This is a genomic window from Serratia sp. JKS296 (genome assembly GCF_900215445.1).
GTDB classification, from domain to species: Bacteria; Pseudomonadota; Gammaproteobacteria; order Enterobacterales; family Enterobacteriaceae; genus Serratia; species Serratia marcescens.
On the sequence record NZ_OCMX01000001.1, the window covers coordinates 1 to 17483 of the forward strand.

The 17483-nt window shown below is 57.3% G+C and carries 15 protein-coding genes and 2 rRNA genes; 9 read left to right on the top strand and 8 right to left on the bottom strand.

The window, feature by feature from the left end; genetic code table 11:
- Both CRO23_RS00005 and rrf read left to right on the top strand, forming a co-directional pair.
- A 23S ribosomal RNA gene (locus tag CRO23_RS00005) occupies positions 1-1331 on the top strand; the annotation flags it as partial.
- A 99-nt stretch (positions 1332-1430) separates the two neighbouring features.
- A 5S ribosomal RNA gene (gene rrf / locus CRO23_RS00010) occupies positions 1431-1546 on the top strand.
- 72 nt (positions 1547-1618) lie between these two features.
- On the opposite strand, the gene mobB is transcribed toward rrf, so the two are convergent.
- The gene (gene mobB, locus CRO23_RS00015; RefSeq protein WP_097101161.1) at positions 1619-2137 is read right to left on the bottom strand and encodes a molybdopterin-guanine dinucleotide biosynthesis protein MobB; all 519 of its coding nucleotides are present in this window, start codon (positions 2135-2137) and stop codon (positions 1619-1621) included.
- Positions 2134-2724 (bottom strand): molybdenum cofactor guanylyltransferase MobA, encoded by a 591-nt coding sequence (mobA, locus tag CRO23_RS00020; protein WP_097101162.1) that lies wholly within the window; start codon positions 2722-2724, stop codon positions 2134-2136. The genes mobB and mobA overlap by 4 nt, the downstream gene beginning before the upstream one ends.
- Positions 2725-2872: 148 nt before the next feature.
- On the opposite strand from mobA, the gene CRO23_RS00025 reads away from it, so the two are divergent.
- From CRO23_RS00025 to dsbA, 3 genes are all read left to right on the top strand, one after another.
- Positions 2873-3142: a YihD family protein gene (locus CRO23_RS00025; RefSeq protein ID WP_004931268.1), complete on the top strand. Its 270-nt coding sequence runs from the start codon at positions 2873-2875 to the stop codon at positions 3140-3142.
- Positions 3143-3240: 98 nt separating this feature from the next.
- Positions 3241-4227, top strand: a complete 987-nt coding sequence (locus tag CRO23_RS00030) for a serine/threonine protein kinase (protein WP_097101163.1) — start codon at positions 3241-3243, stop codon at positions 4225-4227.
- A gap of 29 nt (positions 4228-4256) precedes the next feature.
- Entirely contained in the window at positions 4257-4880 is a 624-nt protein-coding gene (gene dsbA / locus CRO23_RS00035; RefSeq protein ID WP_004931264.1) for a thiol:disulfide interchange protein DsbA, read from the top strand.
- A gap of 41 nt (positions 4881-4921) precedes the next feature.
- Here the strand turns inward: dsbA and CRO23_RS00040 are convergent, their stop codons facing one another.
- Positions 4922-5818 carry an acyltransferase gene (locus CRO23_RS00040; protein ID WP_097101165.1) on the bottom strand — a complete coding sequence of 299 codons (897 nt, stop codon included), beginning with the start codon at positions 5816-5818 and terminating at the stop codon, positions 4922-4924.
- Between the two features lie 497 nt (positions 5819-6315).
- On the opposite strand from CRO23_RS00040, the gene polA reads away from it, so the two are divergent.
- Entirely contained in the window at positions 6316-9114 is a 2799-nt protein-coding gene (gene polA, locus CRO23_RS00045; RefSeq protein ID WP_033639118.1) for a DNA polymerase I, read from the top strand.
- A gap of 191 nt (positions 9115-9305) precedes the next feature.
- Positions 9306-9353, top strand: coding sequence for a spot 42 RNA, inhibition of DNA synthesis (locus tag CRO23_RS25385; protein ID WP_071892919.1), 48 nt, complete (start codon positions 9306-9308; stop codon positions 9351-9353).
- Positions 9354-9631: 278 nt separating this feature from the next.
- Here the strand turns inward: CRO23_RS25385 and yihA are convergent, their stop codons facing one another.
- Positions 9632-10276, bottom strand: a complete 645-nt coding sequence (gene yihA, locus CRO23_RS00050) for a ribosome biogenesis GTP-binding protein YihA/YsxC (RefSeq protein ID WP_004931258.1) — start codon at positions 10274-10276, stop codon at positions 9632-9634.
- Between the two features lie 734 nt (positions 10277-11010).
- On the opposite strand from yihA, the gene yihI reads away from it, so the two are divergent.
- Both yihI and hemN read left to right on the top strand, forming a co-directional pair.
- Positions 11011-11553, top strand: coding sequence for a Der GTPase-activating protein YihI (yihI, locus tag CRO23_RS00060; RefSeq protein ID WP_015379455.1), 543 nt, complete (start codon positions 11011-11013; stop codon positions 11551-11553).
- A gap of 182 nt (positions 11554-11735) precedes the next feature.
- Entirely contained in the window at positions 11736-13109 is a 1374-nt protein-coding gene (gene hemN, locus CRO23_RS00070) for an oxygen-independent coproporphyrinogen III oxidase (RefSeq protein WP_097101167.1), read from the top strand.
- 34 nt (positions 13110-13143) lie between these two features.
- Here the strand turns inward: hemN and CRO23_RS24845 are convergent, their stop codons facing one another.
- From CRO23_RS24845 to glnA, 4 genes are all read right to left on the bottom strand, one after another.
- Positions 13144-13266, bottom strand: a complete 123-nt coding sequence (locus CRO23_RS24845) for a YshB family small membrane protein (protein WP_004931250.1) — start codon at positions 13264-13266, stop codon at positions 13144-13146.
- A gap of 113 nt (positions 13267-13379) precedes the next feature.
- The gene (glnG, locus tag CRO23_RS00075; protein WP_015379452.1) at positions 13380-14792 is read right to left on the bottom strand and encodes a nitrogen regulation protein NR(I); all 1413 of its coding nucleotides are present in this window, start codon (positions 14790-14792) and stop codon (positions 13380-13382) included.
- An 8-nt stretch (positions 14793-14800) separates the two neighbouring features.
- On the bottom strand, positions 14801-15850 hold the full coding sequence (glnL, locus tag CRO23_RS00080; protein ID WP_004931246.1) for a nitrogen regulation protein NR(II): 1050 nt from the start codon (positions 15848-15850) through the stop codon (positions 14801-14803).
- Between the two features lie 194 nt (positions 15851-16044).
- Entirely contained in the window at positions 16045-17454 is a 1410-nt protein-coding gene (glnA, locus tag CRO23_RS00085; protein ID WP_004931244.1) for a glutamate--ammonia ligase, read from the bottom strand.
- Between the last annotated feature and the right edge of the window lie 29 nt (positions 17455-17483).

Consider the following 17483-nt stretch of genomic DNA (forward strand, 5'->3'; position numbering starts at 1 on the left):
TCTAAGCATCAGGTAACATTAAATCGTACCCCAAACCGACACAGGTGGTCAGGTAGAGAATACCAAGGCGCTTGAGAGAACTCGGGTGAAGGAACTAGGCAAAATGGTGCCGTAACTTCGGGAGAAGGCACGCTGGCATGTAGGTGAAGTCCCTCGCGGATGGAGCTGAAGCCAGTCGAAGATACCAGCTGGCTGCAACTGTTTAATAAAAACACAGCACTGTGCAAACACGAAAGTGGACGTATACGGTGTGACGCCTGCCCGGTGCTGGAAGGTTAATTGATGGGGTCAGCCGCAAGGCGAAGCTCTTGATCGAAGCCCCAGTAAACGGCGGCCGTAACTATAACGGTCCTAAGGTAGCGAAATTCCTTGTCGGGTAAGTTCCGACCTGCACGAATGGCGTAATGATGGCCAGGCTGTCTCCACCCGAGACTCAGTGAAATTGAACTCGCTGTGAAGATGCAGTGTACCCGCGGCAAGACGGAAAGACCCCGTGAACCTTTACTATAGCTTGACACTGAACATTGAGCCTTGATGTGTAGGATAGGTGGGAGGCTTTGAAGCGTGGACGCCAGTCTGCGTGGAGCCATCCTTGAAATACCACCCTTTAATGTTTGATGTTCTAACTCGGCCCCGTGATCCGGGGTGAGGACAGTGTCTGGTGGGTAGTTTGACTGGGGCGGTCTCCTCCCAAAGAGTAACGGAGGAGCACGAAGGTTAGCTAATCACGGTCGGACATCGTGAGGTTAGTGCAAAGGCATAAGCTAGCTTGACTGCGAGAGTGACGGCTCGAGCAGGTACGAAAGTAGGTCTTAGTGATCCGGTGGTTCTGAATGGAAGGGCCATCGCTCAACGGATAAAAGGTACTCCGGGGATAACAGGCTGATACCGCCCAAGAGTTCATATCGACGGCGGTGTTTGGCACCTCGATGTCGGCTCATCACATCCTGGGGCTGAAGTAGGTCCCAAGGGTATGGCTGTTCGCCATTTAAAGTGGTACGCGAGCTGGGTTTAGAACGTCGTGAGACAGTTCGGTCCCTATCTGCCGTGGGCGTTGGAAGATTGAGAGGGGTTGCTCCTAGTACGAGAGGACCGGAGTGAACGCACCACTGGTGTTCGGGTTGTCATGCCAATGGCATTGCCCGGTAGCTAAGTGCGGAAAAGATAAGCGCTGAAAGCATCTAAGCGCGAAACTTGCCTCAAGATGAGTCTTCCCTGGGCCTTTAAGGCCCCTGAAGGAACGTTTAAGACTAAGACGTTGATAGGCTGGGTGTGTAAGTGCAGCGATGCATTGAGCTAACCAGTACTAATGATCCGTGAGGCTTAACCTTACAACACCGAAGGTGTTTTTAGAGAGATTTTCAGCGAAGTTCCGAGATTGGTTCTGATGGCTTCATGGAAGTGAAGCGGTTGGAATGAAACAGAATTTGCCTGGCGGCAATAGCGCGGTGGTCCCACCTGACCCCATGCCGAACTCAGAAGTGAAACGCCGTAGCGCCGATGGTAGTGTGGGGTCTCCCCATGCGAGAGTAGGACACTGCCAGGCATCAAACAAAGCCGAAAGCCCTGAACTGACGTTCAGGGCTTTTTGCTATGCGTAAAACGTCAAAAAGCGCAGCTACGCTGCGCCTTTCAACCACTCGACAATAAAGTCGGCGATGCTTTCCGGTCGGTTGAGATCCAGCTGCTTAACCGTGATGGATAGCGGTCGGTCGCTGGCTACCGCTATAACAAACTGATCCAGCATATCTTCCAACGGTCTGCCGATCTCGGCCCGATAAAGCAGGATCTTGCTGACCGGTTCATGTTTGAACCCTTCCACCAGGATCAAATCGACCTTATCGGCGTCAAAGCGCCCCGCCAGATAATGCAGATCCAACGGTTGTTGCTCCGGCGTTTCGGTCATTAATGCCCAACGCCGATCGCTGGCGACCAGCGTTTGGTCTGCGCCCGCTTTACGCAGCTCATAGCTGTCTTTACCCGGCGTATCCACATCCATATCGTGGTGCGTATGCTTTATCAGCCCAACCCGTACCTGGCGCTGTTTCAGCAACGGGATCAGCTGTTTGAGCAGGGTGGTTTTCCCCGTACCGCTGTAGGCACCGATGGCCAGCAAGGGGGGCAATACAGGATTCATTTCTTTAGCTCTCGCGTTTGTTGCCAATTCAGGCAGTCAGCCGGCGTATTCAGGTTATGAAATGCCGCTTGTTGCCCGCTGAACACTACGCGTTGTGCGCCAATTTGATGCAAGAACAGCATCAGCTTGCGTTCACCGCGAGCCAGATAGTCGGCCAGCTGCGGCGCTATTTGGCTATGCAGTAACACTAGGGTGGGGTGATCTCGTTCACCATCGCTGGCAAAGGCCGCCTGCGCCGCGCCTTTTTGCTGCCATAGCTGAGCGACTAAGTCGGCGGGAAAGTCGGGGACATCACAAGGGACGAAGGCCACCCATTCGCTGGAAGATTGCTTGAGCCCGGCCAGCATGCCGGCCAGCGGCCCGGCGAAATCGGGCGTCAGATCGCCAATCACCGGCAAACCGCTCGCCTGATAACATGCCTGATTGCGATTGGCGCTGATGACGATGGAAGTCACCTGTGGCCGTAACCTAGCCAATACGTGTTGATAGAGTGCGATCCCGCCAATCGACACCAGGCCTTTGTCTTCACCGCCCATGCGCGTGGCCCGTCCGCCGGCCAAAATGACGCCGCTGATTTCTTTATGCATCTCGTTTATCCCGCCTTGTCGATGGGCTGATTGTAGCGCTAAAGCAGACGTGACATCAGGATTTACCTTTATTGACAAGCCGGTTCTTTCACTGCGTGGGTAAGCCTGTTACTTTGTGAGTTTATTCATGCTATTGGACGATATTGAGATGAAAACGCATCGCGTAAACGAGTTGATCGAGCTGTTGCACCCGGCCTGGCAGGAAGATCCCGATCTCAATTTGATGCAGTTTTTGCAAAAGCTGGCGAAGGAAGCGGGCTTCCAGGGCGAGTTGTCCGAACTGAGCGACGACATTCTCATTTATCACCTGAAAATGCGCGGTAGCGCCGGCACGGATCAGATCCCGGGTCTGAAGAAAGATTACGAAGAAGATTTTAAAACGGCGCTGCTGCGCGCTCGCGGCGTTATCAAGGACTGATCCTCGTGCGGTGCGAGAAAGCATAGCGCGTGAAATGCGCCATTAATGCTACTATTTCTCATTCCCGGCACCGTGCTGTCAGCGATCAAACGAACGTTATGAATAACTCTGCTTTTAATTTCGACACCCTGTCGCCCGATTTGGTTATTGACGCTCTAGAAGGAGTTGGCCTGCGCGTCGATTCCGGCCTGACGGCGCTGAACAGCTACGAGAACCGTGTCTATCAGTTTATGGACGAAGATCGCCGGCGCTACGTGGTGAAGTTTTACCGCCCGGAGCGCTGGAGCGCCGCACAGATCGGTGAGGAACATCAGTTCGCTCTGGATCTGGCCGGCGCGGAGATCCCGGCGGTGGCGCCGTTGGCGCTGCAAGGCGCTACGCTGCATACGCACGGCGGCTTTTTCTTTGCCCTGTTCCCCAGCGTGGGGGGCCGGCAATACGAGATAGACAATCTGGATCAGTTGGAATGGGTGGGCCGTTTTCTGGGGCGTATCCACCAGGTCGGCGGTGAGCGTTTGTTCGCCGAGCGGCCAACGATGGGGATTGAAGAGTACCTCACCGCCCCGCGCCAGGTGCTGGCCGATTGCGAGCTGCTACCGGCAACGCAGCATGACGCGTTCCTGCAGGCGACGGATAATCTGATTGCGGCGATCAAGTCGCACTGGCATCTGAACTGGCAGCCGCGCCGTTTGCACGGTGATTGCCATCCGGGCAATATTCTGTGGCGCGATGGCCCGCTGTTCGTCGATCTTGATGACGCGCGCAACGGCCCGGCAGTGCAGGATCTGTGGATGTTGCTGCACGGCGAACGTCGCGATCAACTGATGCAGCTGGATGTCTTGCTGGAGGCGTATAGCGAATTTGCCGAGTTTGATCAGCGCGAGCTGGCGTTGATTGAACCACTGCGGGCGATGCGCATGGTGTATTACCTGGCCTGGGTCGCTCGCCGTTGGCAGGATCCGGCCTTCCCCAAGAGTTTTCCGTGGATGGCGGAGTCTGATTTCTGGTTGTCTCAGACTGCGGCCTTCACCGAACAGGTTAAGCTGTTGCAGGAGCCCCCTCTGCAGCTGACGCCAATGTATTGAAGCTTTAACACAATGGAGAGTTTAGTCTTATGAAAAAAATATGGTTGGCGCTCGTTGGCATGGTGATGGCATTCAGTGCCTCGGCGGCACAGTTTAGCGATGGCGCTCAGTATGTGACCCTGGACAAACCGGTGACCGGCGAGCCGCAGGTGTTGGAGTTCTTCTCCTTCTACTGCCCGCACTGCTACCAGTTCGAGCAGGTCTATCATGTGTCTGAGAACGTAAAGAAAGCGCTGCCTGCCGGCACCAAAATGACCAAGTACCACGTTGAATTCCTGGGGCCGTTGGGCAAACAGCTGACTCAGGCATGGGCGGTGGCGATGGCGCTGGGCGTGGAAGACAAGGTGAGCCCGCTGATGTTTGAAGCGGTGCAGAAAACCCAGACCGTGCAAACGCCGGATGATATCCGCAATGTCTTCGTGAAAGCAGGTGTGACCGCAGCAGATTATGATGCGGCTTGGAACAGCTTCGTGGTGAAATCTCTGGTGGTTCAACAAGAGAAAGCCGCAGAAGATCTGCAGCTGCGCGGCGTGCCGGCGGTATTCGTCAACGGCAAATACATGGTTAAGAACGATGGCCTGGACACCAGCTCGATGGACGCTTACGTGAAGCAGTTCGCCGATGTGGTTAAATTCCTCAGCCAGCAAAAATAAGCCAGACCCCATGCGAAAACGCCGGCATCGCCGGCGTTTTTTTATCCATATTGCCGTTTCAATTTATCCAGCAACCGATCTTTTTCCTGCCATAGCGTATTCAGCCACAGCTGGAAGCGCCGCTTGAACTGCTTGTCGTTGAAGTAGTCCCCGTGCAGGGTTTCATCGATCGGCAGCGTCTCTATTCTCACCACGATACGCGTCAGCCGCCCGCACAGCATATCCCTAAAAGGCCGTTGGTTATTTTCCGGATAGAGCAGAGTAACGTTCAATACTTTGTCGAACTGATTGCCCAACGCGCTGAGCGTAAACGCGATGCCGGCGGCTTTAGGCGCCAGCAAATTGCGATACGGCGAATTGCTTTTAATTTTCTTGGCTTCGGTGAAGCGTGAACCCTCGACGAAATTGACGATGGTGGTTGGACGCTGGCGGAATTTTTCGCAGGAACGGCGCGTCGTTTCGATATCCTTGCCGCGCTTTTCCGGATGCTTGAGCAAATAGGTGCGGGAGTAACGCTTCATGAATGGCATATCCAGCGCCCAGCAGGCCAGGCCGACAAAAGGCACCCAGGCGAGCTGTTGCTTGAGAAAATACTTATTCATTGGAATATGATTTCTGAACAGCACGCACAGTACGACAATGTCCGACCAACTTTCGTGGTTGCTGATCAGCAGATACCAGTTTTTGCGGTCCAGCCCTTCCAGCCCTTCAATATCCCAACGCAATTGCCCGTTAATGCGCAATAACAGCGCCAACCCTTGGCACCAACACCACATCATGAAATCGGCGAAAGCCGAGATATATCGCCAGACGGCGGGAATGGGCACCAGGAGTTTCACGATGCCGGCCAGCGTGATGGGGATGGAGCACAACACCGTCACCAGAATGGTAAGTATGACGGAAATGATAAAGATAACAGGCGTTAACAATCTTGGCATGATTATGGGCTGACGGTTGTTGGGAACATCGTTGCATGCCAAAACGCATGAACAAAAACGCATTTTAACAGAAATCGCCGGGGTAAAGCGCCGCTAAAAATCACTGTTTTTCGTCTCATCGGATAACCATTTGCTGAGTTTTCGTGCAACTTGTCCAGCTTGTGCTATGGTAATTGAGGCGCCGAATTTGATGAATAGTGCGATTAAAATCCGGCGAAAGTTATATCCACAAATCCAATAAAAGCCAATAATAAAGCGTCGCCGGAATTCGTTCTTTTAACGCGGTGATTTAAATAGGAATTTTATTCGCCGTTATAACGATAATCGCAGCGTTATAATTCGGTCTCTTTTCTATGCACAAAGTTATCCACAGGTAAGATCTTGCGGATCCTCGCACACAATCACATCATTTTCGTCCGCAATGCACGCTAAGGTTCGTCTCCGACGGCCAGCTATGGCATGCTTACCCCTATGTCCGATCACGATAAAGAAACGCTATGGCCCAGATTGCAGAAAACCCACTAATCCTGGTTGACGGTTCCTCCTACCTCTACCGCGCTTATCACGCCTTCCCGCCGCTGACCAACTCGGCGGGCGAGCCGACCGGCGCGATGTACGGCGTGCTGAATATGCTGCGCAGCCTGCTGCTGCAGTATCAACCGAGCCACGTTGCCGTGGTGTTTGATGCCAAAGGGAAGACCTTCCGCGATGATCTCTTCGCTGAATACAAGTCACACCGGCCGCCGATGCCGGACGATCTGCGCGCGCAGATCGAGCCGCTGCACAGCATGGTCAAGGCGATGGGCCTGCCGCTGCTGGTGACGCCCGGCGTTGAGGCGGACGACGTTATCGGTACGCTGGCGCTGGAGGCCGAAAAGGCCGGCCATGCGGTGCTGATCAGCACCGGCGACAAAGACATGGCGCAGCTGGTGACGCCGAACGTCACCCTGATCAACACCATGAACAACACGATCCTCGGTCCGCAGGAAGTGTGCGACAAGTACGGCATTCCGCCGGAGTTGATCATCGACTTCCTGGCGCTGATGGGCGATTCATCGGACAACATTCCCGGCGTACCGGGCGTGGGCGAGAAAACCGCCCAGGCGTTGCTGCAGGGTATCGGCGGGCTGGATGCGCTGTACGGTAATTTGGAGAACATCGCCACGCTGAGCTTCCGCGGCGCCAAAACCATGGCGGCCAAGCTGGAACAGAATAAAGAGGTCGCGTACCTCTCCTATAAGCTGGCGACGATCAAAACCGACGTCGAGCTGGATCTGACCTGCGCGGACCTGACGGTCTCCGCGCCGGATGTCGACACGTTGCAACAGCTGTTCAAACAGTACGAGTTCAAACGCTGGCTGGCGGACGTGGAAGCCGGCGTCTGGCTGGAACACAAGAAAGGCGCGGGCGCGAAAGCTGCCGGCGCCGCCAAACCGGCTGCCGCCGTGGAAGCGCCGAAAGCCTTGGCGGAAGCCAAGCTGTCCCAGGACGGGTATGTCACTATCCTGGACGAAGCGACCTTTACCGACTGGCTGGCGCGGCTGAAAAAGGCCGACGTGTTTGCCTTCGATACCGAAACCGACGGTCTGGATACCCTGACCGCCAACCTGATCGGCCTGTCCTTCGCGATCGCGCCGGGCGAAGCGGCTTATTTGCCGGTGGCGCACGATTATCTGGATGCGCCGGCGCAGCTGGATCGCGCTTATGTGCTGGAGGCGCTCAAGCCGCTGCTGGAAGACGAGAAGGCGCTCAAGGTCGGGCAAAACCTGAAGTTCGACATGAGCCTGCTGGCGCGCTATGGCATCGAGATGCGCGGCATCGCCTACGACACCATGCTGGAGTCCTATGTGCTGGACAGCGTCGGCGGCCGTCACGATATGGACAGCCTGGCCGATCGCTATCTGGGCCACAAAACCATCACCTTTGAAGAGATCGCCGGCAAGGGCAAAAACCAGCTGACGTTCAACCAGATCGCGCTGGAGCAGGCGGCGCCTTACGCCGCCGAAGACGCCGATGTCACGCTGCAGCTGCACCTGGCGATGTGGCCGCAGCTGAAACAGAGCGCGGAACTGCTGACGGTATTCAATGAGATTGAAATGCCGCTGCTGCCGGTGCTGTCGCATATCGAACGCACCGGGGTGCTGATCGATCCGGCCATTTTGTCGGCCCACTCCCAAGAGCTGGCCAAGCGTCTGGCTGAGCTGGAAGCGCAGGCCCACGAGCTGGCGGAAGAGCCGTTCAACCTGGCCTCGACCAAGCAACTGCAGGCGATCCTGTACGAAAAACAAAAGCTGCCGGTGCTGAAGAAAACCCCGGGCGGGGCGCCGTCCACTAACGAAGAGGTGCTGGCCGAGCTGGCGCTGGACTACCCGCTGCCGAAGGTGATCCTGGAATACCGCGGCCTGGCGAAGCTGAAGACCACCTATACCGACAAGCTGCCGCTGATGATCAATCCGGTCAGCGGCCGGGTGCATACCTCGTACCATCAGGCGGTGACCGCCACCGGCCGCCTCTCCTCGAGCGATCCGAACCTGCAGAACATCCCGGTGCGCAACGAAGAAGGGCGGCGCATTCGCCAGGCCTTTATTGCGCCGGAAGGTTACCGCATCGTCGCGGCCGACTACTCGCAGATCGAGCTGCGCATCATGGCGCATCTGTCACAGGATGAAGGGCTGCTGAAGGCCTTTGCCGAAGGGAAAGACATTCACCGCGCCACGGCGTCGGAAGTCTTCGGCGTGCCGCTGGATAAAGTGACCGGCGAGCAGCGCCGCAGCGCCAAGGCGATTAACTTTGGTTTGATTTACGGCATGAGCGCCTTCGGACTGGCGCGTCAGCTGGGGATCCCGCGTGGGGAAGCCCAGCGCTATATGGATCTCTACTTCGAGCGTTACCCGGGCGTGCTGGATTACATGGAGCGCACCCGTCAGCAGGCTTCCGAACAGGGCTATGTCAGCACGCTGGACGGCCGCCGTCTGTATCTGCCGGACGTCCGCTCCAGTAACGCCATGCGCCGCAAGGCGGCCGAGCGCGCCGCCATCAACGCCCCGATGCAGGGCACGGCGGCCGATATCATCAAGCGTGCGATGATCGAGGTCGACGCCTGGCTGCAGGGGCAGGAGAAGCCGTTGGTGCGCGCGATCATGCAGGTGCACGATGAATTGGTGTTCGAGGTGCATGAATCGGTGATCGACGAAGCCAGCCAGCGCATCCGCCAACTGATGGAAGGCAGCATGACGCTGGCGGTGCCGCTGAAGGTCGATGTGGGCGTCGGCATGAACTGGGATGAGGCGCACTGATCGCCGGGTTATCGCCGTATGCGCTAACTGGCGATAACCTAAGCACTTTTCGTAATTAAGCTACAAGATGCGGCGATAGTTTCCCCAACTTCGCCGTTCTTGCGCCGCAAATTGTGTAAGTAAACTACAAAAAATTCTTTTGCCCTGCGAAAAAATGATGTAGAGTTACAGGCGTAGGGTACAGAGGTAAGATGTTCTATCTTTCAGACCTTTTACTTCACGTAATCGGATTTGGCTGAATATTTAGCCGCCCCAGTCAGTATTGACTGGGGCGTTTTTTATTGTAAAAACAGCAGCAAACCATACGTTTTTCCTATCGCTCGGCTCCGCTTTTCATTTCAGCTTCCGCTCCCTCAATCCGCGTAATTCGGCGAGACAAGCCCGTTTTGGCAATAAGTCTTTATGATGGCTTTATTTCAAAAATGTAATTAGATAACGAAAAATCCCGCCTGCGGCCGATCTGCGGGCATAAAAAAGCCGATGCGGCGAGGCATCGGCTCAAACGTGCGATCAGGGCTTATTCGCCGATGTCCTCTTCCGGCAGCACTTCCGGCGGGATCTCGTTAAACCAGGTGTCCAGCTTCTGGCGCAACTTGTCGACGCCGATCTTTTTCAGCGATGAGAAGGCTTCGACCTGGATATCCCCCATAAACGGCAGCACCGCTTCACGCACCATGTTGAGCTGCGCCTTGCGTGCGCCGGAGGCCAGCTTGTCGGCCTTGGTCAGCAACACCAGCACCGGCGTGCCGACGTCGACCGCCCACTGGATCATCTGCTGGTCGAGATCTTTCAGCGGATGGCGGATATCCATCAGCACCACCAGCCCTTTCAGGCTGTTGCGCATCTGCAGGTATTCGCCCAGCGCGCGTTGCCATTTGCGCTTCATTTCTTCCGGCACTTCGGCGTAGCCATAACCCGGCAGGTCGACCAGACGAATGCCGTCTTCCACTTCGAACAGGTTGATCAGCTGGGTGCGCCCCGGCGTCTTACTGGTGCGCGCCAAGCTTTTTTGATTGGTCAGCGTATTCAGCGCGCTGGATTTACCGGCGTTGGAACGGCCGGCAAAGGCGACTTCAATTCCTGCATCCCCCGGCAGATGGCGAATATCGGGTGCGCTGGTGACGAAATGGGTCACATGATAGTTGTAGTTCTTGCTGGTCAAAATTTTTCGTCTCCGTGAGGATGGCTAACTGGTTGGCGATTATAACTGCATCAGCGGTAAAAATGGCGTGTTTCTCCGTTTTTAAGCGGCGGGGCGCGATAAAACGGCAGTTATGCCGACCGTACGTTGTGAGACATTTGCCATTCGAATCGCGGGTAATGTCGCTTTATTCGAAAGCGATATTTCTGTTTCTACTTTAAAAACAATGTGTTGTTTTTTCGTTGTGTGGAAATGTCAGTCAAATCGGCGTCAGGTGCCTTGAGCCTTCGCAACAATAACGTAAAGTACTCGTTAACGCAGGGTTGCGCAGGATTAGGGAACATCCGGGAAGGATGACAAATCTCAGGGAATGCACAGGGCGTGCAATGAGTGCCAGGATGAACGCAAAAGGAAGTGACCCTTTCGCACCGGAATAGGCGGCAGGCACATCGGATGGTGAAGTATCGGCAGTTTGGATGCCCGCAGGAAGCACGCTCGGGAAGAGCGGATGCGAATGGATTGCGCCATGGACGATTTTCCTTTCAGGATGAAGGACGTAGTGGCAGGGAATGCGGTTATAGCAGAAGGAAAAACCGGGATGTTGCATGTACGCAAGGAGCGCGTAACAGGAATACCCTTCGCAAGAAGGTGCGAAATAGGCGGCAGGTTTAACCTGCCGCCTTTTTTCTTTGTCCGCTTTCTGCTAGATTCCGCCGCAATTCTATACTGAATCTACATACCTAAGAGCACACGCTATGAACCAGCCATCAAAAGCACCTCGCGGCAGCGCGGCGAAGTCAAAAACGAAAAAGAAAAGCCGTATGGAGCTCGATCAGGAAGCGCGCGAGCGCAAACGCCTGAAAAAGCGCCGCGGCCACGCTTCCGGTTCACGCACCCAGGTTGAGTCCGGCAGCCAAAAAAACAAATCGGCGGCGGAAGCCAAAGATCCGCGTATCGGCAGTAAAGTGCCGGTTGCGTTGGTGGTCGACGAAACCAAAGTGAAGGCCAAACCGCAGCCGAAGCCAAAGGCCGAAGCGAAACCGCGCCTGTCGCCGGAAGAAGAGCTGGCGAAGCTCGAAAATGACGAACGTCTGAACGCGCTGCTGGATCGCATCGACGATGGCGAAACGCTGAACGCGCAAGAACAGGCGTATGTCGATAAGACGCTGGATCGTATCGATGTGCTGATGGACGTGCTGGGCATCGAGCTGGGCGATGAAGACGACGAGGAAGAAGAAGAGAAGCAGGAAGATATTCTGAAGCTGCTGAAAGGCGGCAACCCGAAAGACGCCTTTTAACGCGCCATGTGGCTGATCCCGACAATAGCCCTACTCTTGATGTGTTATCTGCTGTGGTTATTCGGTAAACTATGGCGGCTGTCTAAGCGCAAAGCGCGTTTTCGCAGCGCTTCCGTGGCCAGACAGCGCAGACAACCGCCCCTCTCCCGGCCCGGTAGAAAAAGATATCGGAAGGAGTGAGCATGTCAGAGCAGACGATTGTCTGGGATTTGGCCCTGATCCAAAAATATAACTACTCAGGGCCGCGTTATACCTCATACCCCACGGCGCTGGAGTTTAACCAGCGCTACGACGAAGCGGCGTTTCAACGCGCCGCGGCGCGCTACCCTGAGCGCCCGCTGTCGCTGTACGTGCATATCCCTTTCTGCCATAAGCTGTGCTACTTCTGCGGCTGCAACAAACTGGTGACGCGTCAGACGCACAAGGCCGATGAATACCTGAATGTCCTGGCGCAAGAGATCGCCAGCCGTGCGCCGCTGTTCGCCGGCCGCAAGGTTGGCCAGATGCACTGGGGCGGCGGTACGCCAACCTACCTGGACAAAGCGCAAATCAGCCGGCTGGTGGCGCTGCTGCGCGAACATTTTGATTTTCTGCCCGATGCGGAGATGTCGATCGAAGTCGATCCGCGCGAGATTGAGCTGGATGTGCTCGATCATTTACGCGCCGAAGGCTTTAACCGTTTGAGCATGGGGGTGCAGGATTTCAACAAGCAGGTGCAGCAGTTGGTCAACCGCGAGCAGGACGAAGCCTTCATCTTCGCTCTGATCGAACGGGCCAAAGCGCTGGGCTTCCGCTCGACCAATATCGATCTGATCTACGGCCTGCCGAAACAGACGCCGGAAAGCTTCGCCTTCACGCTGCAGCGGGTGGCCGAACTGAATCCCGATCGCCTCAGCGTGTTCAACTACGCGCATATGCCGAATTTGTTCGCCGCCCAGCGCAAAATCAAAGACGCCGATCTGCCCAGCGCGCAGCAGAAGTTGGATATCTTGCAGCAAAGCATCGCGTTCCTGACTGACGCCGGCTATCAGTTTATCGGCATGGATCACTTTGCACGCCCGGACGATGAGCTGGCGATTGCGCAACGCGAAGGCAAGCTGCACCGCAATTTCCAGGGCTACACCACCCAGGGCGACAGCGATCTGCTGGGATTGGGCGTGTCGGCCATCAGCATGCTCGGCGACAGCTATGCGCAGAACCAGAAAGAGCTGAAGCGTTACTATGAGAGCGTACCGGCGCAGGGCAACGCGCTGTGGCGCGGGCTGGCGCTGACGGACGACGATTGCCTGCGGCGCGATCTGATCAAAACGTTGATCTGCAACTTCCGGTTGGCGTATCAGCCGCTTGAACGGCAATACGGCATCGATTTCACCGCTTACTTCGCCGAAGACCTGCAGCTGCTGGCACCGTTTGAACGCGATGGGTTGGTGGAGCGCGATGAGCAGGGCATTCGCGTCACGCCGCGCGGGCGCCTGCTGATCCGCAATATCTGTATGTGTTTCGACCGCTATCTGCGGCAACAGGCGCGCAGCCAGCAGTTCTCTCGGGTGATCTGAGGATGAAAAAACAGCCGCTGATGCGGCTGTTTTTTTAACTGAAGAAGTTAATCAGCGCGGCGCACAGCACCGCGGCGACCGCCGCCTGCGGAGTGTGGCTGGCGGCGGAGCCCAGCTCCGCGCCCTGAGAAATGAATGCGATGAATGAGTCCAGCATCGTCAACCTCCAGAGTGTGCGACACGATCATACTGCGCCCGCACCGGCTGTAAAGCCTGCGGTTGGCGTTTTTTTGTGCGCCGGACTGCGTTTTTCATCATCCATCCCCGTTCCTATTCCATGCCCAGCTCTTTAAGCTTGCGGGTGAGGGTATTGCGCCCCCAGCCCAGCAGGCGCGCGGCTTCCTGTTTGTGCCCCTGGGTGTGGCGCAGGGCGGTGGTGAGCAGCGTGCGCTCCATTTCCGGCTGGGCTTCCGACAGCAGGTTTTGATGACCGGAACGCAGCGCGCGATCGGCCCACTGCGCCAGCAGCGTGGCCCAGCTGTCCGGCAGACTGTGGCTGGGGCTCTCCGGCGCGGCGGTTTCGAACAGCTCACCCGGCAGATCCTGAATCAGCACTTCCTGGCCGGCGGCCATCACCGTCAGCCAGCGGCAGGTGTTCTCCAACTGGCGCACGTTGCCCGGCCAGGGCAGGCGGGTCAGCGCGGTTTCGGTTTCCGGATGCAGGTTCTTGGCCTCGACGCCCAGCTCTTTGGCGGCGATCTGCAGGAAGTGGCGCGCCAGCCGCGGGATGTCTTCACGGCGCTCGCGCAGCGGCGGCAGGTGTACGCGGATCACGTTCAGGCGGTGGAACAGATCCTCGCGGAACTTGCCTTCCTGTACCCGCAGCTCCAGGTTCTGGTGCGTGGCGGCGATGATGCGCACGTCGACCTTCACCGGCGCATAGCCGCCGACCCGGTAGAACTGGCCGTCCGCCAGCACCCGCAGCAGGCGCGTTTGCACGTCGAGCGGCATATCGCCGATCTCGTCGAGGAACAGCGTGCCGCCGTCGGCCTGTTCAAAGCGCCCCTGGCGGATTTGGTTCGCGCCGGTGAAGGCGCCTTTCTCGTGGCCGAACAGCTCGGACTCGATCAGATCCTTGGGAATAGCGGCCATGTTCAGGGCGATGAACGGTGATTTGGCGCGCGGGCTGTGGCGGTGCAGCGCATGCGCCACCAGCTCTTTACCGGTGCCGGATTCGCCGTTGATCAGCACGCTGATCGACGAACGCGAGAGCCGGCCGATGATGCGAAACACGTCCTGCATCGCCGGCGCCTCGCCGATGATGTCCGCCGCCGGATCGCTGGCTGGCTGGCTGCGCACCGGCTGCTGCTGTTCCTGATAATGGCTGATGGCGCGCTCGACCAGCGCCACCGCTTCGTCGATGTCGAACGGCTTCGGCAGGTAGTCGAAGGCCCCTTGCTGATAAGCGCTGACGGCGGCGTCCAAATCCGAATGCGCGGTCATGATGATCACCGGCAGCATCGGGTGACGCTGTTTGATCTGCTTGAGCAGCGCCAGACCATCAATGCCCGGCATGCGGATATCGGACAGCAGCACGTCGGGAGTTTGCGTGGCCAAGGCTTCCAGCACGTCATTGCCGCCTTCGAAGGTGGCGCAGCTCAGGCCCGCGCCGGTGAGCGCGCGCTCAAGCACCCAGCGGATGGAGCTATCGTCATCGACGATCCAGACTATCCCTCGTTGCATTGCAAACCTCACTGACGAATGGGCAGGTAGACCGAGAATTCGGTATGACCTGGCCAACTGTTGAATTCAATTTTTCCGCAATGCTGATCGATCAGATTGCGGGCGATGGATAATCCCAGGCCGGTACCGCCTTCACGGCCGCTGACCATCGGGTAGAACAGCGTGTCCTGCAGCTGCGCCGGCACGCCGGGGCCGTCGTCTTCGACGTCGATGCGCGCCGCCAGTCGGTAGCGGGTGCCGTGCAACGTAATCTGAAACGCGGTGCGGGTGCGCAGCGTGATGGTGCCGCCCGCCTCGCCCAACGCCTGCAGCGCATTGCGGGTGATGTTCAGCAGCACCTGTTCTATCTGATCCGGATCGTGGGCCATTTCCGGCAGGCTCGGATCGTAGTCGCGCACCAGCGTGACGTTATCCGGCATTTCCAGCGACACCAGTTGGCAGACGCGCTCCGCGACCTGATGGATGCTTTGGGTGATGTGCTGGCCGGGCCGTTGCGGCCCGAGCAGGCGATCCACCAGATTGCGCAGCCGATCGGCCTGCTCAATGATCACCTTGGTGTATTCGGTCAGCGCCGGATCGGGCAGCGCCTTGGCCAGCAGCTGCGCCGCGCCCCGCAGGCCGCCCAGCGGGTTTTTGATTTCGTGCGCCAAACCGCGCACCAGATCGCGGGCCGCCACCTGTTGGGCATGCTGCAGCTGTTCCTGGCTCAGGCGGCGCTGATTGTCCATCGGCGCCAGTTCGACCAGGATATAGCCTTCCGGCAGCGCCTGAGCGGTCAGGGAAAGGATATGCGCGCGGCCGTCGACCACCAGGGTCACTTCGTTATCGGTGAAGCCCTGCCCGGCGCGCAGGCTTTCGCGCATCAAAGAGACGTTCAGCGAAAAATAACCGAGCAAATCGGGCAGCGGCGTACCGAACAGCTTGCGGGAGCTTTGCGCCAGCAGCTGCTGTGCCGCCGGGTTGGCGTAGTGAACCGCCAGTGAGTCATCCAACAGCAGGATGCTGTTGATGAGTGAATTGAGGATCTGCCCAGCATCGGGCAGCTTGCCAGTTGCCATACAGCAGACTCCTGCACCTTTTTAGTGCATCTATCCTACTCCATCCGGGATCGACACGGTATGGAATAGTTTTGCAGAAAATACGGTGGAGAAAAAAACCCATCCGAAGATGGGCTGAAAGTTTCCACGGCAACAAAAAAGCGATAACAAAAATTGTGGGCGCCGTCCGCCAGGGCAGACGGCGCGGGTAGAGCTTAGACGCTGTAGTACAGTTCGAACTCGACCGGGTGTGGCGTCATGCGAATGCGGTCCATCTCTTCTTTGCGCAGTTCGATGTAGGCATCGATCGCATCGTCGGTGAACACGCCGCCGCGGGTCAGGAACTCGCGGTCTTCGTTCAGTGCGGCCATCGCCTCGTCCAGCGAGCCGGCCACTTTTGGGATCTCGGCTTCTTCTTCCGGCGGCAGGTCGTACAGGTTTTTGTCCATGGCGTCGCCAGGGTGGATCTTGTTGATGATGCCGTCCAGGCCGGCCATCAGCAGCGCGGCGAAGCACAGGTATGGGTTAGCCGCCGGATCCGGGAAGCGGGCTTCGATGCGGCGCGCTTTCGGGCTGGCGACCACCGGGATACGGATGGACGCGGAGCGGTTACGGGCGGAGTAAGCCAGCATCACCGGCGCTTCGTAGCCCGGCACCAGACGTTTGTACGAGTTGGTGGTCGGGTTGGCCAGCGCGTTGATCGCCTTGGCGTGCTTGATGATGCCGCCGATGTAGAACAGCGCGGTTTCAGACAGGCCGCCGTATTTGTCGCCGGCGAACAGGTTGGTGCCGTTCTTGGACAGCGACATATGGCAGTGCATGCCGGAACCGTTGTCGCCGAACATAGGCTTCGGCATGAAGGTCGCGGTTTTACCGAAGGCGTGCGCCACGTTGTGCACTACGTACTTGTAGATCTGAATTTCGTCGGCTTTCTTGGTCATGGTGTTGAAGCGGGTCGCCACTTCGTTCTGACCGGCGGTCGCCACTTCGTGGTGGTGCGCTTCAACCACCAGGCCCATCTCTTCCATGGTCAGACACATGGTGGAACGCAGATCCTGCGAAGAGTCGACCGGTGGAACCGGGAAGTAACCGCCTTTCACCGCCGGACGGTGGCCTTTGTTGCCGCCGTCGTATTTTGTGCCGGAGTTCCAGGCGCCTTCGATATCGTCGATCGCCACGTGGGAACCGCGGATGCTGCTGCCGAAGCGGATGTCGTCGAACAGGAAGAACTCAGGCTCTGGCCCGAACAGCACGGTGTCCGCGATGCCGGAGGAGCGCAGGAAGTCTTCGGCGCGTTTGGAAATGGAGCGCGGGTCGCGATCATAGCCTTGCATGGTGCCCGGCTCGAGAATGTCGCAGCGAATGATCAGCGTAGGTTCTTCGAAGAATGGATCCAGAACCGCCGTGCTGGCGTCCGGCATCAGCACCATGTCAGATTCGTTGATGCCCTTCCAACCACCGATAGAGGAGCCGTCAAACATTTTACCTTCTTCGAAGAAGTCGGCGTTTACCTGGTGAGCCGGGATAGTCACGTGCTGTTCCTTACCCTTGGTGTCAGTGAAACGCAGGTCTACGAATTTCACTTCATGCTCATTCAGCATCGTCAAAACGTGTTCAGCGGACATACTTAACTCTCCCGGTTTATCATTGTCGT